This is a genomic window from Modicisalibacter sp., from assembly GCF_055145905.1.
Genome location: NZ_JBSREH010000003.1, coordinates 1 through 24,774, shown reverse-complemented (window position 1 = coordinate 24,774; position 24,774 = coordinate 1). Strand labels below are relative to the sequence as shown.

Here is a 24,774-nt window from a genome sequence, read left to right as displayed (position 1 = left end):
ATCCCCGCGGGTGCGGGGAAGCCGCCGAGCAAGACGAGCGCTTGGCTGCCTACCTGGGTCGATCCCCGCGGGTGCGGGGAAGCCCTCGTCGACACCGATGGCCCGGTCCCTGATGCGGGTCGATCCCCGCGGGTGCGGGGAAGCCGACAGCAGGGATACAGCCAGGATGCGCTGGGCGGGTCGATCCCCGCGGGTGCGGGGAAGCCGTATTGCGTCATGCCGTCAAGCGACGTGACACGGGTCGATCCCCGCGGGTGCGGGGAAGCCGCCCAGGCGCCGCTCAATCTCTTCCGGACTGAGGGTCGATCCCCGCGGGTGCGGGGAAGCCGGCAATGAGGTGCAAGCGGAAGGCCCCAGCAAGGGTCGATCCCCGCGGGTGCGGGGAAGCCGAATCAAGACTTTAGCTTGATTCCCCTTCGTCGGGTCGATCCCCGCGGGTGCGGGGAAGCCTCAATGCCGGCGGCAAGAACGACCGGGCCCGCGGGTCGATCCCCGCGGGTGCGGGGAAGCCCAGCGGTAATACAGCTTGCCCTTGCCCCGGGCGGGTCGATCCCCGCGGGTGCGGGGAAGCCCGCAAGGAAGATCCGGAGACGTTCGCTCGGATGGGTCGATCCCCGCGGGTGCGGGGAAGCCACGGTCACTTACCTCGGCAATCGCCACGCAGAGGGTCGATCCCCGCGGGTGCGGGGAAGCCCCGACGATATATTCCCCCACCAGTCGGCAACGGGGTCGATCCCCGCGGGTGCGGGGAAGCCATCTACGACGAGGAGACGGTCGGGGCTGATCGGGGTCGATCCCCGCGGGTGCGGGGAAGCCGAGGCGCTGCTGGAAGATTGCGAGGACGACGAGGGTCGATCCCCGCGGGTGCGGGGAAGCCGCGTCCAGCCCACAGCCTTGAGAGTCGTTTTAGGGTCGATCCCCGCGGGTGCGGGGAAGCCGAGCGCATCGAGCAGCGGATAGATGACGTGGCGGGTCGATCCCCGCGGGTGCGGGGAAGCCCCAATCTGATACTTAGCCATAACTACTCCTGGGGGTCGATCCCCGCGGGTGCGGGGAAGCCTCATCCAGACCGAAGCAACTAGCGGGCTATTTGGGTCGATCCCCGCGGGTGCGGGGAAGCCGATTCGACGAGGTCACGCAGCCCGGCCACGCTGGGTCGATCCCCGCGGGTGCGGGGAAGCCGCGCTGGCTGGCGACGGCCATCTCCCGGTTGAGGGTCGATCCCCGCGGGTGCGGGGAAGCCTCAAGGGTCGCAAGGGCCGCATGGAGGGCGGGGGGTCGATCCCCGCGGGTGCGGGGAAGCCGCGCGGAGCGATACAGCGGGTGAATGAGACAGGGGTCGATCCCCGCGGGTGCGGGGAAGCCGATCAGGCGATCAGCGAGAAGAACCTGAATGAGGGTCGATCCCCGCGGGTGCGGGGAAGCCATCGGCAGCGCCGCCGGGGTCTGCTCGGCGTAGGGTCGATCCCCGCGGGTGCGGGGAAGCCGCGCTGAAGTTCCACCTCACCAACATCGCCAAGGGTCGATCCCCGCGGGTGCGGGGAAGCCACCCTCATGCCTTCCTGCTTCTCTTTCCAGTAGGGTCGATCCCCGCGGGTGCGGGGAAGCCTTCTGGACTGATTCCATGCGCTCCCGTTTCCAGGGTCGATCCCCGCGGGTGCGGGGAAGCCATTCACCGCCGGGAAATCGTACTCGGCATGGAGGGTCGATCCCCGCGGGTGCGGGGAAGCCTACTGCCGCTGCTCGGGGGGCATATCCAACGTGGGTCGATCCCCGCGGGTGCGGGGAAGCCGCATCGACCCGCGTATTCACCGCCGGGAAATCGGGTCGATCCCCGCGGGTGCGGGGAAGCCCGACATCCTCCGAGAGGGGACGCCAGTATGAAGGGTCGATCCCCGCGGGTGCGGGGAAGCCCCCGTGGCGGCGGTCGCCGCCCTGATGCTGGAGGGTCGATCCCCGCGGGTGCGGGGAAGCCCATTACTAAGGGGCCTTGTTTACCGACATTCGGGGTCGATCCCCGCGGGTGCGGGGAAGCCGCAGTTGGTCACGCTTGGCGGCCAATTCTTCGGGTCGATCCCCGCGGGTGCGGGGAAGCCCAGATTCAGATCGACGACGGCTCGCCGACCGCGGGTCGATCCCCGCGGGTGCGGGGAAGCCCCGCCCAGCAGTACCACGGAATTGTCGATGCCGGGTCGATCCCCGCGGGTGCGGGGAAGCCGTCGGCGGGGCGCTGCTGGACACCATCAACAAGGGTCGATCCCCGCGGGTGCGGGGAAGCCTCGGGCCGGGTGGACCTGCCCACCTTCGAGTGGGGTCGATCCCCGCGGGTGCGGGGAAGCCTCACTCACTCTCCGTCTTGCGAGGACGCCCTCGGGTCGATCCCCGCGGGTGCGGGGAAGCCGACATGCTGTGGGACCGGCTGGTGTCCCGCTGGGGTCGATCCCCGCGGGTGCGGGGAAGCCAGGTCTTCAACCTGCGCGCCTACCGACAACTCGGGTCGATCCCCGCGGGTGCGGGGAAGCCCCGGTAGAGGAAAAGGATCGTGTCGGCGTCCTGGGTCGATCCCCGCGGGTGCGGGGAAGCCGCAGCAGTCGATTGGGACAGCGTCCCTGTCCAGGGTCGATCCCCGCGGGTGCGGGGAAGCCGAGCCAACATTCCGCGCATCCACCATCGCCGAGGGTCGATCCCCGCGGGTGCGGGGAAGCCCGTGATGAAGGCATCAGAAAAGCCGGCTGGCAGGGTCGATCCCCGCGGGTGCGGGGAAGCCGTCGGCGGGGCGCTGCTGGACACCATCAACAAGGGTCGATCCCCGCGGGTGCGGGGAAGCCTTCGTCCTCGATACCGGACAGGGCTTCTTGCAGGGTCGATCCCCGCGGGTGCGGGGAAGCCGTCGGCGGGGCGCTGCTGGACACCATCAACCAGGGTCGATCCCCGCGGGTGCGGGGAAGCCGCCGGGGAGGCGACCAATCGGGCGTTTGACTCGGGTCGATCCCCGCGGGTGCGGGGAAGCCACGCGGGCGACCCATTCGGGGTCCGGTGGCCGGGGTCGATCCCCGCGGGTGCGGGGAAGCCATACGGGAGGCTGTATGAGTGAGTGGATCAACGGGTCGATCCCCGCGGGTGCGGGGAAGCCCCGGCTTCGAGTCCATTCACGATCCGCCAGTCGGGTCGATCCCCGCGGGTGCGGGGAAGCCGGGCTGACGGAGGGTACGTCGCCGGTTTGCTGGGGTCGATCCCCGCGGGTGCGGGGAAGCCCTGACTCTGTCATCTATTTCGCCATCGCCGTAAGGTCGATCCCCGCGGGTGCGGGGAAGCCCTGCCGATCGTGAACTTGATGTGGCCCACGTCGGGTCGATCCCCGCGGGTGCGGGGAAGCCCCGCGGCGAGGATCTATCCGCACTGCGCACAGGGGTCGATCCCCGCGGGTGCGGGGAAGCCCCACCAGGCCGCGGTGCACATCAAGGTGACCGGGGTCGATCCCCGCGGGTGCGGGGAAGCCATGTCGCCGACGAAGAAGTCGCGGCCCCGGGTGGGTCGATCCCCGCGGGTGCGGGGAAGCCTTCAACCCCGAATACCAATTCACTGGCCGCACGGGTCGATCCCCGCGGGTGCGGGGAAGCCCGCCTACGGTGGCCGTGGCTCGGGCAAGACGCGGGTCGATCCCCGCGGGTGCGGGGAAGCCAAGTCGGATGCCTTCGCCCTGTGGGTGGTGCAGGGTCGATCCCCGCGGGTGCGGGGAAGCCTAGATGACGTACTGCAGGCCCTGGTGCTCGATGGGTCGATCCCCGCGGGTGCGGGGAAGCCTACAAGTCCGCATTCGGCACGCTCGGCAATACGGGTCGATCCCCGCGGGTGCGGGGAAGCCGCAGCCATCGACTGGAATAGCCAGCCAGTCCAGGGTCGATCCCCGCGGGTGCGGGGAAGCCATCAGCAAGAAGCGCGCCCAGTACCGCGTGTGGGGTCGATCCCCGCGGGTGCGGGGAAGCCTTGCGGCTGCACGTCTGCTTGCGGGAATACTTGGGTCGATCCCCGCGGGTGCGGGGAAGCCCGACGGCCCGGTGATGACCTTGCCGGTGGTGCGGGTCGATCCCCGCGGGTGCGGGGAAGCCTCCTCTGCCGCCACCTCGATGCCATTGGCCTCGGGTCGATCCCCGCGGGTGCGGGGAAGCCACATGGAGGCTTCAACGACCGCGCTGATCAAGGGGTCGATCCCCGCGGGTGCGGGGAAGCCGCGGCGACCAGGCCGTCCTCGATGTGCTTCACGGGTCGATCCCCGCGGGTGCGGGGAAGCCACACCCAGCGACCTCAGCACAGAGGCTAACCAGGGTCGATCCCCGCGGGTGCGGGGAAGCCCTGCTTGCGCAGCTTGTGAGCTTCCATGACGAGGGTCGATCCCCGCGGGTGCGGGGAAGCCTCGCCGGTGTCATCGGCACGCGTTCGGACAAGGGGTCGATCCCCGCGGGTGCGGGGAAGCCAGGTGTGACAGCATGGCTATTTCCTTCTGCTGGGGTCGATCCCCGCGGGTGCGGGGAAGCCCCGGCGGCGGCACCTACTGGGGCGACATGCTGGGGTCGATCCCCGCGGGTGCGGGGAAGCCGGCTTCGCGCACGGCTTCGTGACTCCAGGCATGGGTCGATCCCCGCGGGTGCGGGGAAGCCCGCCAGCCAGCCGTATCCCAGCGCCGCCACGAGGGTCGATCCCCGCGGGTGCGGGGAAGCCGTAATACTCGAACGCGGTGTCCTTGCGGTTTGGGGTCGATCCCCGCGGGTGCGGGGAAGCCTCAAAGATCAACCCCCAATACACTTTCGGGAAGGGTCGATCCCCGCGGGTGCGGGGAAGCCGACACCGACGCCTACGTCCAGCACGTCGCGTGGGGTCGATCCCCGCGGGTGCGGGGAAGCCGCTACGGCCACGAGGGCGGCATCGGCCTGCCGGGGTCGATCCCCGCGGGTGCGGGGAAGCCTTGCCGGCCAGGCCAACGTCGATGCACAGGTCGGGTCGATCCCCGCGGGTGCGGGGAAGCCGTCGAGGCCCACGACCTGGCCGAGAACGAGCGGGGTCGATCCCCGCGGGTGCGGGGAAGCCCAAGCGCCAGCACACGGAACAGCGGAGGGCCGGGGTCGATCCCCGCGGGTGCGGGGAAGCCATGCCGTGGTCTTGCCGAGCGAGGTGAGCAGTCGGTCGATCCCCGCGGGTGCGGGGAAGCCCCCGTCTCCGAAATCCGCCCGGTCTGGAAGGCGGGTCGATCCCCGCGGGTGCGGGGAAGCCAAGGCGATCACGCGCATCGCGGGTGGCAGCCTGGGTCGATCCCCGCGGGTGCGGGGAAGCCATGACGTCCATCTGGTCGATCTCGACCAGACGCGGTCGATCCCCGCGGGTGCGGGGAAGCCGACATGAGTTCGGCGTCGATGGAGGAGGCCGAGGGTCGATCCCCGCGGGTGCGGGGAAGCCCCAGTCGGCGGCGAGAACGGCTACCCGCCGGAGGGTCGATCCCCGCGGGTGCGGGGAAGCCTCGGCGAGGATGGCGGCAGCCTCCGGCTCGGGGGGTCGATCCCCGCGGGTGCGGGGAAGCCCGCTCGGCATCGCGGATCTCGATATCTCCAGTGGGTCGATCCCCGCGGGTGCGGGGAAGCCCCGCACCCCGAGCCGCGACCACCTGCTGGACGGGGTCGATCCCCGCGGGTGCGGGGAAGCCCGGATCCGCATACCCGAGCCTGATCCGGACGAGGGTCGATCCCCGCGGGTGCGGGGAAGCCCGCCTCGCACAGGGCTTCGGCGTGGCTCTCGTGGGTCGATCCCCGCGGGTGCGGGGAAGCCTGGGCCGACTCCGAGCACGACACGATCAACGCGGGTCGATCCCCGCGGGTGCGGGGAAGCCGCCTTCATCGACGGCGGCCAGATCAAGAGCGGGGGTCGATCCCCGCGGGTGCGGGGAAGCCGACCTGGTCGCCGACAGCATGCGTCTGTGCGAGGGTCGATCCCCGCGGGTGCGGGGAAGCCTCGGTGGTCATCTTGCGCAGCTGCTCGTTGAACGGTCGATCCCCGCGGGTGCGGGGAAGCCGCACTCCCCAAGAAGCTCAAGGACCTCAACCTGGGTCGATCCCCGCGGGTGCGGGGAAGCCTCGACCGCCGCCCCTACGTCACGATCTGTCCTGGGTCGATCCCCGCGGGTGCGGGGAAGCCGCGTCTTCGAGGTCCTGCGGGGTCGGCGCCTCGGGTCGATCCCCGCGGGTGCGGGGAAGCCGAGCTGTCGCAATGGCAGTACGCCGGTCAGCAGGGTCGATCCCCGCGGGTGCGGGGAAGCCTATCTCTCGCTCACCGGCGGCGCGGCCGAGCCGGGTCGATCCCCGCGGGTGCGGGGAAGCCGTCGAGCTTTAGTCACACACCGACGCAATCAAGGGTCGATCCCCGCGGGTGCGGGGAAGCCCTGGTGGCCGCATTGCTTTCCGACGTTGCGGCGGGTCGATCCCCGCGGGTGCGGGGAAGCCTCTATAGGAAAAGTATTTGATTTTGCTGAGTTGTTAAAGAGCCGGAGTCCTCAGTCCTGCTCTGGTGGTGAGGAAAGGTGGCGCCGAACCAGCAGGATACTTTCGTGTTCGACAATATCTTTTGGGGGTTCGCCAAGCGTTTTCAGGCCCATGGCGCCTGGCGCATTGGCATCGGCCCAGCACATGGTGATGGAGCCCCGGCCCAGTTGTTGGTGCCAGTCGCTCAGCACGTTCCAGGTCCGTTCCCTGACGCCTTTGGTCATGCGCGGATTGGCATAGACGCCAGGCGAGAGTTCCAGCATTGCCGACCCCAGAAAGCCGCGATAGCGGGCTTCGACATCGCGTGTGACGATGACGCAAAGTGGCATGTCAGGAGGTCTGCTTCACGGGTGAGTCCTGAGTGTCTTCCGGGGCATCGTTGTCGGTCAGTACCGTCTTGATGGCGTCGATCATCGAGGGAATGACCGCCTGGCGGCGGAATATCTCGGCGGCACGACGGCGCACCAGGCGATCAATGGTGTCCGGGCGCTGCTCGGCGTCCTTGGCGGCACCGAAGGCGATATCCAGTACCAGGTCATGGCGCCGTAGGTCGGCGATGTCGAGAACGAAGCTCTGGCCGGAGTCCTCGTGGATGAAACCCAATTGAGGGATCGTGCCTGTCACAGCAACGGCGATGGCGGCGGCTGCCTGCATGGTGACGGCCGCGTGATTCAGCGCCTGATTGGGTAGGTCGGTTGCGTTGGGGTTGGCGCGATCATAGCGCCTGCCGCGCCAGGCGATACCGTAGCGCTCGGCGGCCAGGGCATAGGCTTTCTTGATGCGCGTGCCTTCCATGCCGCGCAGCACCTCGATATCGCGCGTTCGCACGATGGTGTCGAAGCGCAGGGCGTACATGCGACGGGCGACTGCCAGCCGCTTGCCCTTGGCCGCCCAGAGTTCGGTCTGGCGGCGGGCGAGTGCCGAGGTGTCCGGGCCCAGCGGGGGCATGGTGTACAAGCGCACCCCTTCGACGCCAACCGCACACAGCACGCAGCCGTGACGCCCCAGCAAGCGCAGCGCGTCGTGGGAGACCGATGAGCCAGGGCCGAGCAGCACCGCGGAGATGGTTTGATGGGGGAGCTGATAGTCTCCGGCAGGCAGCGTGCCGCCTGCGGTCACGAAGCGTAGGCAGCCATCCTCGACTTCCAGCCGGCCACGGTCCAGCCAGGCCAGCCCATGGCGGTCGGCGTGCGGGATACGCGCAGTGTCGAGTCCAAGGCGGCCGACCAGCATCGCTGTTCAGTCTCCTGTCGCGGCTTTTGGCGGGCTCAACAGGAGCATGCCGTAGCCGTAGGCGCGGTGACGACCGATCCCTCGGGTGAGCAGATCGGCAAAGCGTTGCGTATCGGTAATGGAGAGCGTGCCGTGCATGACGATATCGCAGGCTTCCCGTGCTTTGCCGCCACGTGCCGCCATGACCCGCTGAGCACTGACCAGTCGTGCTTCTTCGAGGTCAGCGGCGTCTCCCAGACGCTTGGCCAGCCAGACCCGATAGACCGCCTCGCGACTACGGCCCTGGTGCATCATCGTGTCCCGCTGTGGATGTCTCAGGGCCTCTGCCAAGAAGGCATCGATTTCTGCTCCCTTGGGGAAGCCGTGATGACGGTTGCCGGTTCGATCGGACGGTGCCTCGATGGCGGAAGAGAGCCTGACGGTGGGGCGCAGGCGGACGTCGAAACCGATACGTTGGCCGGCTCGCCAGGCATTCGGCATGGTCTTGGTTTCGAGTGCCTGGAGCGACAGGGCGGTCATCACTTCCGGCGTGGCGGCGATGGTGGCGGTTTCCACGAGTTCTGCGCTGTCATGCCGGGTATAGGCGTAAAGCCGGCCCTGGCGCTGCCGCGGGGCTACCCGCAGGCGAAAGGGCTGCAGGACGCCAGCACCAAAGGTTTCTCCGAGCAGGTGGTGTAACGCAGCCCCTTCGTCGAAGTGTTGCCGCCGCCCGCCCGTCCAGCCGCGTTCTCCCGCAATGCGTGCCAGCTCGGCAAGATCGACCGGCAATCGTATGAGTTGCAGCGTCACGAGACCCCCTGTTTCAGTCGCCCTTCGTGAACGGTGCGCGACCCACCGTGCAGGCCGGTACGCCAGTGGCGCATATCGGCGACTTCATGACTGCGCACGCCCACTGGGCCTTCTCCCTCGGGCCAGAAGGCACGCGCTGCTTTGCCACCGGCCACCTGTTCGAGTGCCGCGTGGGCGGTCGCCGCCTCGATGAAATCGTGCTCGGTTGCCGTCACCAGCGGTCTTGAGGGCAGGCAGGCCTTGCGGCCGAGAAAGAGGGGCCTTGCCGGGCGCAGCAGGGCGTCCCGAAGCGTGTCGAGTGACGGTTCCTGTGCGGCTGGCGTGAGCGTCAGTACCGCAACCAGTTCGGCATCCGCGAGGAAGTCACGCTGTCTGCGATGTGGCGCACTGTATGAGTTACCACCTCGGCCTTCGGGCGCTCCTCGGGTCGTCCACCCTTGGTCGCTCTTGCTCAACTGGGCATTCTGGGTGTCGGTGAGTATATCCCCGTCGCGCAGCAGGGCGGCAGCGCAGATCAGACGGTCCTGGAGCGCCTGATGGGCGGCGCGTTCGGACCAGTCCAGCCCCAGCGCGTTGGCCAGCAGGCCGGTGAGCATCGAACGGCCGGGCCAGCGCCAGGTGGGGCCGACCTGGTCCACGGCCACCGCGCCGAAGGCCATGAGCGGTGCGGCGAGTTCGAGCCTGAGCCAGCGCCGGCTCATGACAACCGCCCGGGCAGCGTGCCGGCCCATTCGGCCAGCTCCTTCAGGGTGCTACGCTGGGCACCGTCGACCGGTGTATCGTGCAGCGAGAGGAAGCGACGTTCTTCGCCGGTGGCGTAAGCCGCGTCGATGGCTGCCAGATGCTTGACGAGAGCGCTGCTGGCGCTAGCAGGGTCGGACGCCACCGGGCGTTGGAAGGCCTCGGCCAACGAGCGTGGCTGGCGGTCGCCGGCCTCGGCCAGCATGAAGGAGGCGCGGCTATAGGGGGCGGTGGAGCCGAGCTTGGCACCGGGTGAAACTTCGGCGATCAGATGGATCAGGTTATGCAGTACCGGGCCTGCCAGGTCGTCGGCGGCCAGTCCCAGATTGCGCTTCAAACCGTCCAGATCGACGACGACATAGCCATAGTAGAGACCCGAGGTCAGCTCGGTCTCCTGAATGGTGTCGGCACCGGGCGCGTCCTCGGCCAGGTCGTCGACGGCGGTAAAGTAGTCGCTTTCGCTCTCTTCGCCATGGACCGTGAAGGCGTGGGCTACGTGCACCGGTGCGGTGATGTTGGCTTCGGGGTCGGAGGTGACCATGCGCCCGAACAGCGCGCCGGTCAGGCCGCCGGGTAGGCTCGTCGCTTCCCGCATCACCTTGATGTTTTTCTGGAAATCTTTCTTCCAGCCGGCGGCCAGCGTAGCGGCTTGCGCGGCATCGCCGTTGGCTTCCTGTGCCAGCCGCCGGGCTTCGGCGGAAAGCCAGGCAAGCTCACGCTCTCCCAGCAGTAGTGTCTGGCGCGCACTCTTCGCGGTGCCCTTGTCGCCATAGACGGCTTTCTGGAACTCGGGCTCGAGCTTGTCGATAACGGCCTCGGGGGCCTCCAGGTCGCCGAAGACTTTGCGGCTGACCAGCTCCCGCGAGCGAAACGCCAGACTGGCACCATCGATGGCGCTGAGTGCATGAGGGTCTTCGGCGATGCGCCAGTGGCGTTTCAGACACTGCGAGCTGATGCGGGTGCGGATCACCCCGCCGTAAGGCAGGCGCTTGGCCAGGCCGCTGTCATCGCGATTGAGCAGTGCTGCCGGGTAAGTGGTGAGGGTGTGGATCTGCAGAAAGCGCGGATTATTCATCGCCGGGTCCCTTCTCGATGGGCGTGTTGCCTGACAGGCGCTCGGCACGGTCAAGACGTTGGTAATAGGGGGCCGCAAGGCGCTGCGGATCGGCATCCACGAAGCGCCAGGCAAGATCGCCGACATCGACACCCTGCCCGGGCTCGCGACTGGCGGCGAGCATGCGCACGGCGCGCAGCAGGAGTACCTGGCGCTGCTGGCCGCGTGCGGCCAGCAGCCGAGCAAACCGCGGCTCACTGAGAAGCGGACGCGCGTCGCCTTCGGTGGGCCACGACGCCTGACCGCCGTCGCAGAGTGCCGTGCCCAGCTTTCGCTCGGGGTCGTGAAGTTCGCCGCGCTCTTCCGGCGGCCCTTTCGGTGTCAGTAGGGCGAGCGCTTGAACGATGGGCGACCAGCTATCGCGGCGCTGCTCCAGCACCGGGTGACGCGCGGCCAGGCGCCAGTAAGCGGGCACGACGGCTGCGGAATCCAGGCGGCGCAGTGCGCTCATTTCGCCGCTGCCAAAGGTTTTCATCATGCCGGCAATAGCGAGCGCGACGCTGTGCGGGGCGTCTTCCGCGAGCGCGGCTGGCTGTTGGGTGGGTGTCTCCATACTGACGCTCCGGTTAGATGAGTTCGCCCTGGCGCAGTTTGCCGTTCAGGCAGCGCTCGGCGCGTACGCGGGCGCGGGCGCTCCACACGCTGGCGCAGGGGATGGCTTCAAAGGCGCGGGCCAACTCACAGCGTGATGTTTCCACCAGCTGGGCACGAAATGCTTGGCAAGCGGTGTCCTCGGTCTCCGGGTCAGCACGATCCCAGAGATAGTCGAAGAAGAGGGTATCGGCGGCGGCATCCAGGCGGTGCCGGGCAGCGCTGGCTCGGCGACGTTCATCGCGGCCGACCGCGTCGGGGTCGCCATCGGCGGCATACAGTGCCACGGCCTCGCGCAGTGCCGCGTCGGCAGTAGCGATTTCGCTCATCTGACGCTCGGCTGCCGCACTGAGACTGTGGCTTTGCTGGCCGAACAAGCCTCTTGCAACCGCTTTTTGGGGCAACGGCAAGAGCCGTGAGCGAAGGCCATAGGTCGCTGAATTGCCTCTGGCGAGCGCTTCGGTCAGTAGCAGCATTCGATCCGCCGATTCCTTGGGCTGCAGACGGGCGGCCAATGGCAAGACCCAGTTGCCTGAGAGCAGAAGATCGACAAGGCGGCGATAGTCGAAACGACCTTCGCTGATGGTCAGTGCCTTGGGCGCTTTGGTGTCGACGGAGACCGGCGCCCAGGGGTCGCCGAGCACGCCCCTGAAGGCGCTGGCATCGACGCGCGCGCTTCGCGAACCGGCACGCTCTGCCCGCAGTGTGCCATTGGCGGTCCGCAGGAGCCGGATACGACGGCAGACCTCGATCGCCAATGTATCCAGCTCGGTGGCGGCGAGTGACTGGTTCTCCGGCCAGGGGTGACACCAGAGCAGCGCCGCCTTGCCGGGCGTCATCGGCCCGGGGGCGTCGCGATGGGCAAGGCAGAGCGACACATCCCGTCGCCACCAGGCAGCGGGATCCGGTGTATTGTCTTCCTTGGCCGGTATCAGACCCATGAAGGCGCGGCTGGAGGAGCCGCCGTTCATGCGTGCAATGCCGTAATTGGCGCTGCCGCCATAGCCTTCCATGGTTTGCAGACTGATCAGCGCGAAAACCCAGTCCTCGGCATCGGCGGATAGCGCGATCTCTCGTTTGAGGTCGTGGTTCTTCGAGGTGATGAGAAGGTCGAGTGCATCCGGGGTGGCCACCGGCGACCACTTCAGTCCGCCGGGGTCGGGTGGCTGAAGAAAAGCAGGCACGTTGCGGTCTTCTGCCACCAGTTGCCAGGGGGCATCGCCCTCGATGCCGGTATCGGCATGGGAAAGCCCGCGCAGCAGTGTGGTCCAGTCGGCAGCGCTTCCCGGTAGTTCCTGGCGTCCGCCGCGGTCGAGCGCCAGTGCCGCCAGCTGTACGCTGAACATGTGCCAGGCCGTGCGTTGATGGGCGCGCAGGCGTGCAAGACACGTGACCCTGCCTTCGGCCAGCCCGGCGAAAAGCTCGGGCAGCGAGAGCTTTCGGCCGTCATCGACGCTGAACAGCGGGTCGGTCAATAGGTTGGTCTGGAGCGTGGTATCGCCTTGTGCGTCGGTCATCTTGCCCACACCCTCCCTCCGCAATGCCTAGCTCTGAAGCACGTTGCGTGTTGTCTAATGTTTCTTAGGTTACCTTCTTTAACACTGCCAGCGTGAAACGGTCAACCCGAGTCATCCTTATGGGCGAGTGTGTTCATATCGGTCAGGCATCAGCTTTTAATGCTCCCTTATTGGCGGTTTTAGTCCGGCACGGTCATAAGTGAAGTGCCGTTCGCCGACGTTGATGGTTAGGCCGTTATTCGTGGTCGTGACGCTGATCATCTCTTCCCCGCTCAGGCCTTTGCACCAGTGGGCCGGCGGCGCCAGACGGCTCACCGGCAGGCCGAATGCCCCGAGCGTGTCAGGTGGCAGTTCCCAGAGCGGGCCGAGCGCGCCCAGTCGCGTCTGTACCGTCTCGTCCGCGTCGGGAAAGCGTTCCGGAAAGGGTGCCGTGCGTTGTAGCACCAGCATGCGGGCGTGCTGATCTTCAGCGAGCGTCGTCGCGACGACCGCCTGGGTATACGTTTGCCAGCCCATCTCGACATCGATCGCGTCCAGCGCTTCGGGGTGGGTGGCCAGTTCCACGAGTTCGCGATTATGTTCTGGGATGCACCAGCATTCGCGGGTTTCCGCCAGCCGCCTTGTGGCCTCGATGATACGCAGATCCATATAGATCCCGCACAGTACGCCCTGGCTCTGCCAGGCGCCTAGACCGTTCTCGAAGTGCTGATTGCGAGCCAGCGCATCCAGGCCACTCTCCGGGCAGAGAATATGCACCACGGGTTGCTCGAATCCCGCAGGCCGGGGTCGCTCATGGCGATGAAGGCGGCCAATGCGCTGGAGCAGAACATCCATCGGGCAGAGGTCGGTCATCAGGATGTCCGCGTCGATATCCAATGACTGTTCGAGCGTTTGAGTTCCCACCGCGATGACTGGCCGCGCCGGCGCGCCTTTGCCGAAGGCTCGCTCCACGGCGGCATCGAGGCGGCGTCGATCCTCTGCCGCGAAGCGGCTGTGGTGTAGCGCCGGCTGACCTTCTACCTGGAGACAGAGTTGCGGCGCGACGTCGCAGATGGCCTGCCAGGTGGCGACAGCCTGATCCACGGTGTTGCGAATCACCAGCACGCGGGCGCCACTGTGTGCCGCCTCGAGTGCGAGGCGGGCGCAGCGTGACGGGTCCATGGTCGGCTCGAGTCGTGGTCTCACCGTTTTTACACCGGCACTGTTGGCGCCCTCGGCTTGCAGTGGCTCGTCACTGCCCGAGTGCCAGAGCGCCGGATAGGCACTGTGTCTTGCCTGTTCCAGCCCAGGCAGCGATTGGCTGAGCCATTCAGCGCGCTCCACCGACCCCAGGGTCGCCGACATCAGCAGTGCCTGGCCGCCCAGCGCCATGTGGTCGCGGACGAGGGTGCGCGCGATGCGGTTCATGTAGGTATCCGAGGCATGGACCTCGTCGATGACCAGCAGGCTGCGTGACAGTGCCGCCCCGCGTAGATGGGCGTGTTTGGCCTGAAGGCCGGCGATCAGCACCTGGTCGATGGTACCCACCGCCACCGGCGCGGCGAGAAAGCGGGTGGCGTGTTCCGCTGCCCAGTGCTCCCGTCCGTCGTCCCAGCGAACCTCGAAGCCGGGCAGTCGCACGCCTTCGGCTTCACCCGCCTGAAGCTGGCCGGGCACGGCGAGAATCGTTTCAGGGCCGCCGATCCGTCGCATGATGCACTCGACGCGCTTGAACAGCTGCCAGGCGGCGGCTCGAGTCGGCACCGCGAAATAGAGCGCATCGACGCTACCGGCTGAGCGTAACCGGGCAAAGTGCCAGAGCGCGGCCTCGGTTTTTCCCGACCCGGTTTCGGCCTCCAGAATGGCCAGCGCGGTGGTCGTGGGCAGTTCTCCGATCAGCGCTTGTACGCCGTGGGGCCGGTGGAAGCCGGTCAAGGCTTCAAAATCCGGGGGCGTATCCGGCCAGGCGGTATCGGTCATGCCTACCCGGCGCAGGGCAGTTATCGCCCGTTTCCGGGCGCGCGCGGCGTAGCCGTCGATATCGAGCGTCAACTCATGCGAGAAGGCGCGTTCGTCCGAGCCGATCCAGTCGGCCAGTGCCAGCAAGCCGGCGAAAAGGTGGATGAGCGGTGGCCGGGTCAGGGCCTCGGGATCCCCCCAGGCGGCATCGCCAAACCAGGCGTGTAGCGCTTCGCCCATATGATTCTCTTCGGCGCACCAGTCGTAACCCGCTACCGATGGCCAATTGGCCGAGTTTTCCAGTTGGGTCGGACGACCGTGATGGGCAAATAGCGCGCGAAACCACGCCAGCCCATCTTCCAGAGGAATCAGGGGTTGCAGCAGTTCATGGGCAGCCCCGTCCATGGCCTCGCCGCGCTTGTGCAGGCCATCCAGCCAGCGCCAACCCTCGGCAAGGTGGCTGCGCAGATCACGCCGACGGTTCTGGGGCCACGCTTTCGCCTGAAAGCGTGGCGAGAGCTTGCCAATGTCGTGCAGAAAGGCGAAGGCCGCCAGCCATTGGCACTCGGCCTGGGTCAGTGCTCGGCCGGCGGCACGCGCCAGGCGTACGGCGATGACCGGATGCTGAACGAGCTGCTCCAGCACGGCAGCCACATCCATGCTGTGATGGGCCAAGTGGTGAGAGGGTAGGCCATCAGCGTTTGTTTTCCCCCAAGCGGGATCATTCGCGGAAGTCATGACTCGAGATGCCTTTTCGAGACCATTGAGTGAGATGCCTCTGGTCATGCAGTTGATGAGTAGGTGAGAACCAATAGGTACGAGCATGCGATACCCGACACTTTATCCACGAAAATGTTTATTGACAGGTATAGCGTTTGGACCGGTTGCTGCACCGTCTTGCCCTACCGGTGTACCGAGCACCGCCGGGCTTACGACTCTTGGCTCTGATAAGATACGAGCCCCTTCGCTCACGCCTGCCAGGAGTTTCCGATGACCGCATCCCCCTCCACCCTGCGCATCCGCCGCCCCGACGACTGGCACCTGCACCTGCGTGACGGCGACCTGATGGCCGCGGTGCTGCCCCACACCAGCGCCGTCTACGCCCGGGCCATCGTCATGCCCAACCTGGCGCCGCCGGTGACCACCCTGGAGGCGGCCGAGGCCTATCGGCGGCGCATCCTCGACGCCCTGCCGGCGGGCCACGACTTCACCCCGCTGATGACCTGCTATCTCAACGAGAGCGTCACCGCGCAGACCCTGGAGGAGGGCCATGCCCGGGGCCTGTTGACCGCCGCCAAGCTCTATCCGGCCAACGCCACCACCAACTCGGCGCATGGCGTGCGCGACGTCAAGGCGATCTACCCGCTGTTCGAGACCATGCAGCGCATCGGCATGCCGCTGCTGATCCACGGCGAGGTGACCGACGCCGCGGTGGACATCTTCGACCGCGAGAAGGTGTTCATCGATACGGTGATGGAGGACATCCGCCGCCAGTTCCCCGCCCTCAAGGTGGTCTTCGAGCACATCACCACCGCCGAGGCCGCCCGGTACGTGCTCGAGGGCAGCGAGACCCTGGCGGCGACGGTCACCCCGCAGCACCTGGCCCACAACCGCAACGACATGCTGGTCGGCGGCATCCGCCCGCATCTCTACTGCCTGCCGATCCTCAAGCGCGGCAGCCACCAGCAGGCGCTGCGCGACGCCGTGGCCAGCGGCCACCCGCGCTTCTTCCTGGGCACCGACTCGGCGCCGCACCTGGCCCATACCAAGGAGACCGCCTGCGGCTGCGCCGGGGTGTTCAACGCGCCGCATGCGCTGGAAGTGTACGCCAGCGTCTTCGAGGCGATCGGCGCCCTCGAGCGCTTCGAGGCCTTCTGCTCGGAGAACGGGCCGCGCTTCTACGGCCTGCCGCTCAACGAGGGCACGCTCGAGCTCGAGCGCCAGCCGTGCACGGTGCCGGAGACCCTCGCCTGCGGCGAGGCGCACCTGGTGCCGTTCCGGGCCGGCGAGACGCTGCCCTGGCGGCTGCGGCGGGACTGAGGCGGCGAGCATCGGCCACCCCGGAATTCTCGACGAACGGGGTGGCCGGGGGCGTGGCAAGGCACTATGATAGTTCGTTAGCTATTCATGTGTCGGGGAACAATTTGCCATGTCCACTACCGGTAGCTCATCCCGCGAACGCTTCGGCGCCCAGCTCGGCCAGGTGGCCCGGCTGTGGCGCGCCGAGATCGACCGGCGCCTGGCGCCCTACGGCCTGACCGAGTCGCGCTGGCGCATTCTCTGGCAGCTGTCCCGGGCCCGCGAGCCGCTGACCCAGAAGGCGCTGGCCGCGGCGGTCAACGTCCAGGGGCCGACCCTGGTGCGCTCCCTGGATACCCTGGAAAGCGAGGGCCTGATCGAGCGCCGGACGGTGCCCGGCGACCGGCGCATCAAGGTGGTCGAACTGACCCCGCGCGCCACGCCGATCCTCGAGCGCATCCAGACGGTGGTGACCAGTGTGCGCGCCGAGCTCTTCGACGATATCGACCCGGAGGCCCTGGATACCTGCCTCGCCGTGCTCGAGCGCCTCGCCGTGCGCCTGGGGGCCGACGAACCGGAGCGCGGGGAATGAGCACGGAGTCGGCGGCCGAGCCGGCCCGGCCGGCGCGACGACGCTGGCGCCTGGGCCTGATCGTGGCGCTGGTGCTGGGCGTGGCGGGGGCGGGCGGCGGCTGGCTCTATCGGCAGCTGACCCACGTCAACGTCATCGATGCCCGGGTCGCCGCCGACATGGTGGTGCTGGGCAGCCAGGTGGCCGGGCGGGTGACCGGCGTCAGGGTGATCGCCGGCGACACGGCCGGCCAGGGGCAGGTGCTGGTGACGCTCGACGAGCGCCGCAACCGGCTGCGTGTCGAGGAGCTCGACGCCCGCCTCCAGGCGCTGGTCGCCGAGCGTGACGAGACTCGCGCGCGGCTCACCATGGTCGACCATCAGACCGGCAGCGCCATCGAGGCCCGGCAGGCCGAAATCGATGCCGCCCGCTCGGCGCTGAGCTCGGCACAGGCGGAGCGTGATCTGGCGCGCCTCGACGACCGGCGCGCCGCCAGGCTGGTCGGGCAGGGCGCGGTCAACCAGGCCCGGGCCGACAAGACGCGCACGGCGCTGGCGACCGCCCGGGAGGCGGTGAAGAGCGCCCGGGCCCGGTTGCACAACGCCGAGGCGGCCCTCGCCGAGGCGCGTGCCGATCGCGAGCAGCTCGGCGTGCTCAGGCGCCGGCTGGCGGGCCTCGAGGCCCAGGCCCATGCCCTGCGCGCGCAGCGCGACCAGGCGCGACTGGATCTCGACGACCGCACCCTGAGCATGCCCTTCGACGGCGTCGTCGACCGGGTCTTCGTCGATCCCGGCGAGTACGTCAGCGTCGGCCAGCGACTGGCCATGGTGCACGACCCGCAGGCGGTGCGCGTCGAGGCCAACGTCAAGGAGACCGCCATTCGCCACTTCGCGCCGGGCCAGTCGGTGGCGGTGCATGTGGATGCGCTGCCCGACCGGACCTTCACCGGGACCGTCGAGCGGGTGGGGCAGGCCGCGACCAGCGAGTTCGCCCTGCTGCCCAGCCCCAACCCCAGCGGCAACTTCACCAAGATCACCCAGCGCCTGCCGCTGCGCGTGAGCGTGGCCCAGCGCGACGGGCTGCTCAAGCCGGGGATGATGGCCGAGCTGGAGGCCCGCCCCGGTGGCTGAGGCGGCGCGTCCCGACAGCATCGACGCTCTGTTCGCGCGCTACGGCCCGGCCTACCGCTACTGGGTGACCCTGACGGCGATGATGGGCACCATCTCCACGGTGCTCACCGCCACCATCATCAACGTCGCGCTGCCCGACATCATGGGCGCCTTCGGCATGGGCCAGGACACCGCGCAGCTGCTGTCCACCGGCTTCCTGGCGGCGATGACCGGCACCATGCTGCTCAACGCCTGGCTGGTGGACGCGGTGGGCCAGCGCGCCACCTACCTGATCGCCATGGGCGTGTTCAGTGCCGCCTCGATCCTCGGCGGGCTGGCCACCAGCGAGACCCTGCTGATCACCGCGCGGCTGTTGCAGGGGGCGGCGGCGGGCATCCTGCAGCCGCTGGCGATGCAGGTGATCTTCCAGGTCTTTCCGCCCGAGCGGCGCGGCTCGGCCATGGGCGTCTACGGCATCGGCGTGGTGCTGGCGCCGGCCCTGGGGCCGACCCTGGGCGGCATCCTGGTCGACAGCTTCAGCTGGCGCTACGTGTTCTTCATCGCCCTGCCGTTCAGCCTGCTGGGGCCCTTCCTGGGCCTGCTGTTCATGCCGGGGCGCGCCCATGACGGCCCGGTCCGGCGCTTCGACTGGCTCGGCTTCGCGCTGCTCACGGTATTTCTGGTGACCCTGCTCGACGGCTTGTCCAGCGGCCAGCGCGAGGGCTGGCGCTCGGACGCCATCCTCGTCGAGTTCAGCGTGGCCATCGTGACCTTCATCGCCTTCGTGGCCTGGGAACTGAAGACCGCGACCCCGCTGCTCAACCTCGGCCTGTTCTCGCGCCGGGTGTTCTCGAGCGCGGCGGTGGTGGCGTTCATCTTCGGCGCCGGCATCTACGGATCCACCTACCTCATTCCGCTGTTCGTGCAGACCATCCAGGGCTACACGCCGACCCGCTCGGGGCTGCTGCTGATGCCGGCCGGCTTCGTGCTGGCGCTGGTCTTCCCGCTCGCCGGGCGCGCCACCGACCGCACGCCGCCGCCGCTGACCATGAGCCTGGGGCTGGCCATCTTCGCGCTGTCGTGTTTCCTGATGACCGCCGCCGACACCGACACGCCGTTCTGGACCTTCGCCGGCTGGATCGTGGTCGGGCGCATCGGCCTGGGGCTGGTGCTGCCCAGCCTCAACGCCGGCGCCCTGGCGGCCCTGCCGCCGGTCCTGCTGGGGCAGGGCAGCGGGGCGATCAACTTCGTGCGCCAGCTGGGCGGCGCGTTCGGCGTCAACGGGCTGTCGCTGCTGCTGAGTCACAGTACCCAGCGCTACGCCCAGGCCTTCACCGCCGCCCAGGACGGCACCCACACCGCCACGACGGCCTTCCTGCAGGCGAGCACGTCGCTGCTGGCCCAGAGCGGGCTGGCCGAGCCGGAACGCCAGGCCGTCGCCGGGCGCTATCTCGACCAGGTGATCGCCCTGCAGAGCCAGATGATGGGCTTTCGCGAGAGCTTCTTGAGCGTGGCGCTGCTGTTCCTGGCGGCGCTGCTACCGACGCTGCTGATGGCGCGCATCTCCCGGTGAGGCCGCCGTCCCGACTCGATGACGTCCGGATCTTATACGTAAGTCGCATTTCTGGAACAATGGCGCGCTTGTCAGCGCCGGGCCGCCATCGGCCCGCCGCACACCGCACCATCGCACAGGGAGAGTCCTCATGACGCAGGCCGCCATTGCGCCGGTCACCCGCCCGCGCCTCGCTGAGTTCGCCCTGGCGCTGGGCGGATTCGGCATCGGTACCGGAGAGTTCGTGATCATGGGACTGGTGAGCCGGGTGGCGAATGACCTGCAGGTGCCGGTACCCGATGTCGGCTACGCCATCAGCAGCTATGCGCTGGGCGTGGTGGTCGGGGCACCGCTGATCTCCGCGCTGGCGGCGCGGCTGCCGCGGCGGGCCCTGCTGATCGCGCTGATGCTGGTGTTCGCCATCGGCAACATCGCCAGCGCCTTCGCGCCCGGCTTCGGGGCCTTCGTGCTGCTGCGCTTTCTCGCCGGGCTGCCCCACGGCGCCTATTTCGGCGTCGCCGCGCTGGTCGCGGCGGCGGCGGTGCCCATCGATGAACGGGCCCGGGCGGTGAGCCGGGTGATGCTGGGGCTGACCACGGCGATCCTGGTCGGTGCGCCGCTGGGCACCTGGGCGGGCAATCTGCTCGGCTGGCAGGTCGCCTTCGCCGGCGTGGGCGGTATCGCCCTGCTCACCGCGCTGCTGATCCGGCTGTGGGTCCCGGCGTCGCCGGCCGATCCGCAGGCCAGCCCCAAGCGCGAGCTCGGTGCGCTGGTCAAGCAGCGTGTGCTGTTCACGCTGGGCATCGCCGGTATCGGCTTCGGCGGCATGTTTGCGGTGTTCAGCTACGTCATGCCGACCCTGACCGAACAGGCCGGCATGAACGAATCGCTGGGGCCGCTGGTGCTGGTGGTGTTCGGCGTCGGCACCATCCTCGGCAACCTGGTCGGTGCGCGTGCCGCCGACAGGAACCTGATGCGGGCGATCCCCGGCATCCTGCTCTGGTGCCTGGTGGTGCAGGGGCTGTTCTATGTGGCCGCCAACAGCGTGGCCTGGGGGCTGCTGTTCGTCGGCCTGGTGGGCACCAGCATGGCGCTGGGGCCGACCCTGCAGACCCGGTTGATGGATGTCGCCGAGGACGCCCAGACCATGGCCGCCTCGCTCAACCATGCCGCCTTCAACGGCGCCAACGCGCTGGGCGCCTGGCTGGCCGGGGTGACCGTCAAGCAGGGCTTCGCCTGGTCCTCGACCGGGCTGGTCGGCGCCTCGCTGGCCGCCGCGGGGCTGGTGATCTTCGCCCTGGGGCTGTGGGCGGAACGGCGGGCGGCCGGCAATGCGTCACCGGGCCGCACCTGAGGCAAAGGGGCCTGGCGTATAATCCGTCCCGACCGGAGGGAAGCCTCCGTCTTCTCTGACATCAAGAGTTCGGGAGACATCCATGCAGAATCTGATCGTGTCGTGTCTCGTCATGGTCGTCTCGGCGATTCTGGTCGCGGGCAGCTACCTGCTGTCGGAAGACCGGCTCGACGAGCGTGTCGCCGGCCATATCGCCGACACCCTGGGTACCGACCAGACCGTCTCGGTGACCATCGACAAGAAGGTCAACAACGATTACGGCGTCTGCGGGCGCTACACGCTGCCGTCTGGAGAGGGCCGCGCCTTCTTCTACAACGAGGTCAACGGCCACATGGCCCTGAAGAAGGACACCGAGCGCTACCGGATCAACTGCCTCGATACCTGAAGACAGCCGGCCTGGCCGGGCTCCAGTGACAGGCCTCACGCCGGCTGGCGGGCGGCCTCCTTCAGCGGCTGCCAGGCCAGCAGCCAGCCCAGGGTCACCATGGCCGCCATCAGCGCCAGGATGGTGACGAACGCCACGCCGGCGTCCAGCAGTACCCCGAAGAAGGCCGGGGCCAGGCCGGAGGCGAACACCATGCCGGCCGAGAACACCGAACGCAGCTTCGCCAGGTTGTCGCTGCCCCACAGCTGGATGAGCAGGCTGGTGACGGTGGGCTCCTGCATGCCGGTGACCAGCCCGGAGAGCAGCATGTAGGCGAGGATGCCGTAGCCGTTCTCCAGGGCGATGGCGACGAGCAGCCCGGCGACGAGCGGCAGCAGATAGACCCGCCCCATGAGCGAGGCCCCGAGCCGGTCGACGAGACGCCCGGCGATCAGCGAGCCGATGACGCGCCCGGAGGCCGCCAGCGCGAAGCCGAGCGCAAAGACCGCGGGACTGGCGCCGAACTCGGCGGTCAATTCGCTCTGGAAGACGAAGATGCCCGTGTTGACGATGGCGATCGACAGCATCATCAGGCTCAGCCGCCAGAAGCGGGTGTCCATCAGGGGGCGGGGCGAGTGGGCGCTCGCTCGTGGCGCGTCGCGGGGCGTTGCGGGGGCCGTCGCGGGCCCGACAGGCGCCCGGGCGAGCAGGGGCAGCCAGACCACCAGCAGGATGCCGAGCAGCGTCCAGAGCAGTTCCCGCCAGCTGATCAGCTGCAGGGCGCCGGTGGTGATCGACGGCAGCACGGCCTCGCCGACAGGCATGGCCAGCGTCACCAGGGCCAGGGCGCTGCCGCGTGCCTCGGGCACCTGCTTGGCGACGGTCGTCGTGCCGAGGTGCGTGAACAGCCCCTGACCGCAGAAGCGGATCAGCCCCAGCCCCGCCAGGGCCGCGCCCAGCCAGGGTGACAGGGTCAACAGCAGGATGCCGAGGCTCATGCCCAGCACCACGAAGACGGCAAAGCGGCGCGGCGCAATCCAGTCGAGCATGGGGCCGATGAAGAAGATCAGAAACCCCGAGGTCAGCGTGAGCAGCGAATAGGCGATGCCGAACTCCCCGCTGCTCAGGGAAAAGGCCTCGGCAATCGCGGGCTGAAAATAGCCGACCAGGAAGGTCTGGCCCAGGTTGCCCGAGAAGATCGCGATGAAGCCGAAGGCCAGTATTGCCGGGTACTGCCGAATCACGTCCCTGTAGTTCATGCGGCGGATGCATCCTCCTGTCGGCGCCCCTGGCGGAGATGCCGGGCGTTGTCGTGGCGGGTACAGGAGGCCAGATTAGCATTTCCCGGAATGGCCCGAAGGGGCGCTCAGTTCCGATCGCTTTTCCGGAATGCATCGCGTGAAAACGCTCCCCGAGCGGGTGAAACAGGGGAGATCAGTCCTTCTTGACCGGACCGGCGAGGTAGACGTCGTCCGTGACGGGCTCCATCCACTCGACCGGAGAGCCATTCTGGGCTTCCTGGATGGCGACGTGCTGCATCGCCGTCTTGTCGGTCGCACCGTGCCAGTGGCGGCGCCCGCAGTTGCACCAGATCAGGTCGCCGGGACGGATCTCGGTCTTCGGGCCGCCCTCGCACTGGGTCCAGCCCACGCCGTCGGTGACCAGCAGGATCTGGCCAACCGGATGCGTGTGCCAGTTGGTGCGCCCACCCGGTTCGAAATTGACGACGGCAACGCCCACTCGCGACGGCTCCGGGGCATTGAAGACCCGGTCGATGCGAACATTGCCGGTGAAATAGTCGCTGGGCCCCTGGATGGCGTCGGTGGAACCGGCGCGCTGGACCCGCATGTCCTCTGACGGTGTGTGGGTCTCGCTCATGGCAACCTCCTGTGAGGGTTCCGTTTCATGACTTCAGTGAAACGGTAGCAGACGGCGATTGAGTGCAGTATATGTAAAATCCTGAATGCAGAATGAAGTGAGGCTTCACAATGACAGGGCCCCGGCTGGACGATCTCGCGGTCTTCGTGACGGTGGGGCGCGAGGGCAACTTCACCCGCGCCGCCGCGCATCTCGGTGTCTCGCCCTCGGCGGTGAGCCAGACGCTGCGCGGGCTGGAGGAGCGCCTCGGGGTCAGGCTGCTCACGCGCACCACGCGTCGCGTCACACGCACCGAGGCGGGCGAGAAACTGCTGCGGGAGTTGGCCCCGCTGCTGGATGCCATCGAGGCGCAGGTGGCGGCCGTGAGCGAGCTGCGGGAACGACCGGCGGGCACGGTGCGCATCACGGCGGACGAGTACGCGGCCCGCCATGTCCTGTGGCCGAAACTCCGGCCGTTGCTGGCCGCCTACCCCGAGCTCACCATCGAACTGACCACCGACTACGGGCTGACGGACATCGTCGCCGAACGCTTCGATGCCGGCGTGCGCCTGGGCGGCACCATCGCCGCCGACATGATCGCCGTGCCGATCGGGCCTCGCATGCGCCTGGTCACCGTGGCCGCCCCCGACTACCTGGCGCGGCACGGTGCCCCCCGGACCCCGGCGGCGTTGACCGCGCATCGCTGCATCAACCTGCGCCTGCCGACCCATGGCGGGCTCTATGCCTGGGAGTTCGGCAGCGGCGAGCAGGAGTTCCGGGTCCGCGTCAGCGGGCCGCTGATCATGAACAGTGTCCTGCAGATCCTCGAGGCGTGTCTCGATGGCGCGGGGCTGGCGCAGCTGCCCGACGGGCTGGTGCAGACGCACCTGGAGGATGGCACGTTGCGGGAGGTCCTGGCCGAGTGGTCCGAGCCCTTCGCGGGCTATCACCTCTACTACCCCAACCGCCGCCAGCAGACCGCGGCCTTCCGGGTCGTGCTGGAGACACTGCGCCTGCGCGCCGGATGAGCGACGTTCAATACCGATCACCGCCGGCATTGATTCATGTTTCTGAATTACGGTTCTTGTCAATCTCGAAGGGATTATCGTCAAGATAGAAAGCTATTTGTCGGGTCCCGTGTGATTGACCACTCGTTTGGTAAATAACTCAGGTCGCTTGGCCTGCCATTCCTTCATCGCTGCAATCGGTGATTGATGATGCAGCGCCTTCTGAGGGATGTGGTGATTGTACAGCCAAGCGTAGCGTTTGAGCGTCTGCTCTAGATCCTCGCCTGAGGTGTAGCGCCGGGTCGCCAGCACGTCGCTGATGCGGCCGTTGAACCGCTCCACCATGCCGTTTGTCTGTGGCCTTCCCGGCTTGATCAGGCGATGTTCGATACCATGGGCCTGGCACTCCTGGTCGAAAGGGTGGCGGCCGCTGGGCTTGCGCTCACCTGCCCGCGTGAAGCGATCGGTGAACGACTTGCCGTTGTCAGTGA

The 24,774-nt window shown here is 68.1% G+C and carries 18 protein-coding genes and 1 CRISPR repeat array (1 of these 19 only partly in view); of the genes, 7 read left to right on the top strand and 11 right to left on the bottom strand.

Going from position 1 to position 24,774, the window contains the following annotated elements; all coding sequences use genetic code 11:
• Positions 1-6,488: a CRISPR direct-repeat array (repeat unit 29 nt; unit sequence GGGTCGATCCCCGCGGGTGCGGGGAAGCC); it reaches 2,022 nt to the left of the window's first position.
• A gap of 50 nt (positions 6,489-6,538) precedes the next feature.
• The 8 genes from cas2e to cas3 all read right to left on the bottom strand — a co-directional run bounded on the left by cas2e (position 6,539) and on the right by cas3 (position 15,188).
• Positions 6,539-6,856 (bottom strand): type I-E CRISPR-associated endoribonuclease Cas2e, encoded by a 318-nt coding sequence (cas2e, locus tag ACTCB7_RS03150; RefSeq protein WP_463005521.1) that lies wholly within the window; start codon positions 6,854-6,856, stop codon positions 6,539-6,541.
• A gap of 1 nt (position 6,857) precedes the next feature.
• Positions 6,858-7,760: a type I-E CRISPR-associated endonuclease Cas1e gene (gene cas1e, locus ACTCB7_RS03145; RefSeq protein WP_163647997.1), complete on the bottom strand. Its 903-nt coding sequence runs from the start codon at positions 7,758-7,760 to the stop codon at positions 6,858-6,860.
• Between the two features lie 6 nt (positions 7,761-7,766).
• On the bottom strand, positions 7,767-8,549 hold the full coding sequence (locus ACTCB7_RS03140) for a type I-E CRISPR-associated protein Cas6/Cse3/CasE (RefSeq protein WP_163647996.1): 783 nt from the start codon (positions 8,547-8,549) through the stop codon (positions 7,767-7,769).
• Positions 8,546-9,250 (bottom strand): type I-E CRISPR-associated protein Cas5/CasD, encoded by a 705-nt coding sequence (gene cas5e / locus ACTCB7_RS03135; protein WP_163647995.1) that lies wholly within the window; start codon positions 9,248-9,250, stop codon positions 8,546-8,548. The genes ACTCB7_RS03140 and cas5e overlap by 4 nt, the downstream gene beginning before the upstream one ends.
• The gene (gene cas7e / locus ACTCB7_RS03130; protein WP_163647994.1) at positions 9,247-10,365 is read right to left on the bottom strand and encodes a type I-E CRISPR-associated protein Cas7/Cse4/CasC; all 1,119 of its coding nucleotides are present in this window, start codon (positions 10,363-10,365) and stop codon (positions 9,247-9,249) included. Before cas7e ends, cas5e begins: the two co-directional genes overlap by 4 nt.
• Complete coding sequence (locus tag ACTCB7_RS03125) at positions 10,358-10,957, bottom strand: type I-E CRISPR-associated protein Cse2/CasB (protein ID WP_163647993.1); 600 nt, start codon at positions 10,955-10,957, stop codon at positions 10,358-10,360. The genes cas7e and ACTCB7_RS03125 overlap by 8 nt, the downstream gene beginning before the upstream one ends.
• 13 nt (positions 10,958-10,970) lie before the next feature.
• The gene (locus ACTCB7_RS03120) at positions 10,971-12,512 is read right to left on the bottom strand and encodes a CRISPR-associated protein Cse1 (protein WP_163647992.1); all 1,542 of its coding nucleotides are present in this window, start codon (positions 12,510-12,512) and stop codon (positions 10,971-10,973) included.
• Positions 12,513-12,668: 156 nt separating this feature from the next.
• On the bottom strand, positions 12,669-15,188 hold the full coding sequence (cas3, locus tag ACTCB7_RS03115; RefSeq protein ID WP_163647991.1) for a CRISPR-associated helicase Cas3': 2,520 nt from the start codon (positions 15,186-15,188) through the stop codon (positions 12,669-12,671).
• A 252-nt stretch (positions 15,189-15,440) separates the two neighbouring features.
• Here cas3 and pyrC point away from each other — a divergent pair, with 252 nt between their 5' ends.
• From pyrC to ACTCB7_RS03085, 6 genes are all read left to right on the top strand, one after another.
• Complete coding sequence (gene pyrC, locus ACTCB7_RS03110; RefSeq protein ID WP_463005520.1) at positions 15,441-16,490, top strand: dihydroorotase; 1,050 nt, start codon at positions 15,441-15,443, stop codon at positions 16,488-16,490.
• A 109-nt stretch (positions 16,491-16,599) separates the two neighbouring features.
• Positions 16,600-17,061 (top strand): MarR family transcriptional regulator, encoded by a 462-nt coding sequence (locus ACTCB7_RS03105; RefSeq protein ID WP_224416105.1) that lies wholly within the window; start codon positions 16,600-16,602, stop codon positions 17,059-17,061.
• The gene (locus tag ACTCB7_RS03100) at positions 17,058-18,170 is read left to right on the top strand and encodes an HlyD family secretion protein (RefSeq protein WP_463005519.1); all 1,113 of its coding nucleotides are present in this window, start codon (positions 17,058-17,060) and stop codon (positions 18,168-18,170) included. Before ACTCB7_RS03105 ends, ACTCB7_RS03100 begins: the two co-directional genes overlap by 4 nt.
• On the top strand, positions 18,163-19,722 hold the full coding sequence (locus ACTCB7_RS03095) for an MDR family MFS transporter (RefSeq protein WP_163647988.1): 1,560 nt from the start codon (positions 18,163-18,165) through the stop codon (positions 19,720-19,722). The genes ACTCB7_RS03100 and ACTCB7_RS03095 overlap by 8 nt, the downstream gene beginning before the upstream one ends.
• Before the next feature lie 130 nt (positions 19,723-19,852).
• On the top strand, positions 19,853-21,055 hold the full coding sequence (locus ACTCB7_RS03090; protein WP_463005518.1) for an MFS transporter: 1,203 nt from the start codon (positions 19,853-19,855) through the stop codon (positions 21,053-21,055).
• An 82-nt stretch (positions 21,056-21,137) separates the two neighbouring features.
• Complete coding sequence (locus tag ACTCB7_RS03085) at positions 21,138-21,440, top strand: hypothetical protein (RefSeq protein ID WP_463005517.1); 303 nt, start codon at positions 21,138-21,140, stop codon at positions 21,438-21,440.
• 35 nt (positions 21,441-21,475) lie between these two features.
• On the opposite strand, the gene ACTCB7_RS03080 is transcribed toward ACTCB7_RS03085, so the two are convergent.
• A complete protein-coding gene (locus ACTCB7_RS03080; protein ID WP_163647985.1) occupies positions 21,476-22,678 on the bottom strand; it encodes an MFS transporter in 1,203 nt (400 codons plus the stop codon).
• 175 nt (positions 22,679-22,853) lie between these two features.
• The gene (locus ACTCB7_RS03075) at positions 22,854-23,297 is read right to left on the bottom strand and encodes a (R)-mandelonitrile lyase (RefSeq protein WP_163647984.1); all 444 of its coding nucleotides are present in this window, start codon (positions 23,295-23,297) and stop codon (positions 22,854-22,856) included.
• Between the two features lie 110 nt (positions 23,298-23,407).
• On the opposite strand from ACTCB7_RS03075, the gene ACTCB7_RS03070 reads away from it, so the two are divergent.
• A complete protein-coding gene (locus tag ACTCB7_RS03070; protein WP_463005516.1) occupies positions 23,408-24,304 on the top strand; it encodes a LysR family transcriptional regulator in 897 nt (298 codons plus the stop codon).
• Between the two features lie 93 nt (positions 24,305-24,397).
• Here the strand turns inward: ACTCB7_RS03070 and ACTCB7_RS03065 are convergent.
• On the bottom strand, positions 24,398-24,774 hold a 377-nt coding region (locus ACTCB7_RS03065; protein WP_463005515.1), incomplete at its 5' end, for an integrase core domain-containing protein.

Coding starts and splice junctions, on each gene's coding strand:
- cas7e (WP_163647994.1), bottom strand. CDS start 10,365: ATGAATAATCCGCGCTTTCTGCAGATCCACACCCTCACCACTTACCCG.
- cas5e (WP_163647995.1), bottom strand. CDS start 9,250: ATGAGCCGGCGCTGGCTCAGGCTCGAACTCGCCGCACCGCTCATGGCC.
- cas3 (WP_163647991.1), bottom strand. CDS start 15,188: ATGACTTCCGCGAATGATCCCGCTTGGGGGAAAACAAACGCTGATGGC.
- pyrC (WP_463005520.1), top strand. CDS start 15,441: ATGACCGCATCCCCCTCCACCCTGCGCATCCGCCGCCCCGACGACTGG.
- ACTCB7_RS03075 (WP_163647984.1), bottom strand. CDS start 23,297: ATGAGCGAGACCCACACACCGTCAGAGGACATGCGGGTCCAGCGCGCC.
- cas2e (WP_463005521.1), bottom strand. CDS start 6,856: ATGCCACTTTGCGTCATCGTCACACGCGATGTCGAAGCCCGCTATCGC.
- ACTCB7_RS03100 (WP_463005519.1), top strand. CDS start 17,058: ATGAGCACGGAGTCGGCGGCCGAGCCGGCCCGGCCGGCGCGACGACGC.
- ACTCB7_RS03080 (WP_163647985.1), bottom strand. CDS start 22,678: ATGAACTACAGGGACGTGATTCGGCAGTACCCGGCAATACTGGCCTTC.
- cas1e (WP_163647997.1), bottom strand. CDS start 7,760: ATGCTGGTCGGCCGCCTTGGACTCGACACTGCGCGTATCCCGCACGCC.
- ACTCB7_RS03120 (WP_163647992.1), bottom strand. CDS start 12,512: ATGACCGACGCACAAGGCGATACCACGCTCCAGACCAACCTATTGACC.
- ACTCB7_RS03125 (WP_163647993.1), bottom strand. CDS start 10,957: ATGGAGACACCCACCCAACAGCCAGCCGCGCTCGCGGAAGACGCCCCG.
- ACTCB7_RS03070 (WP_463005516.1), top strand. CDS start 23,408: ATGACAGGGCCCCGGCTGGACGATCTCGCGGTCTTCGTGACGGTGGGG.
- ACTCB7_RS03090 (WP_463005518.1), top strand. CDS start 19,853: ATGACGCAGGCCGCCATTGCGCCGGTCACCCGCCCGCGCCTCGCTGAG.
- ACTCB7_RS03085 (WP_463005517.1), top strand. CDS start 21,138: ATGCAGAATCTGATCGTGTCGTGTCTCGTCATGGTCGTCTCGGCGATT.
- ACTCB7_RS03105 (WP_224416105.1), top strand. CDS start 16,600: ATGTCCACTACCGGTAGCTCATCCCGCGAACGCTTCGGCGCCCAGCTC.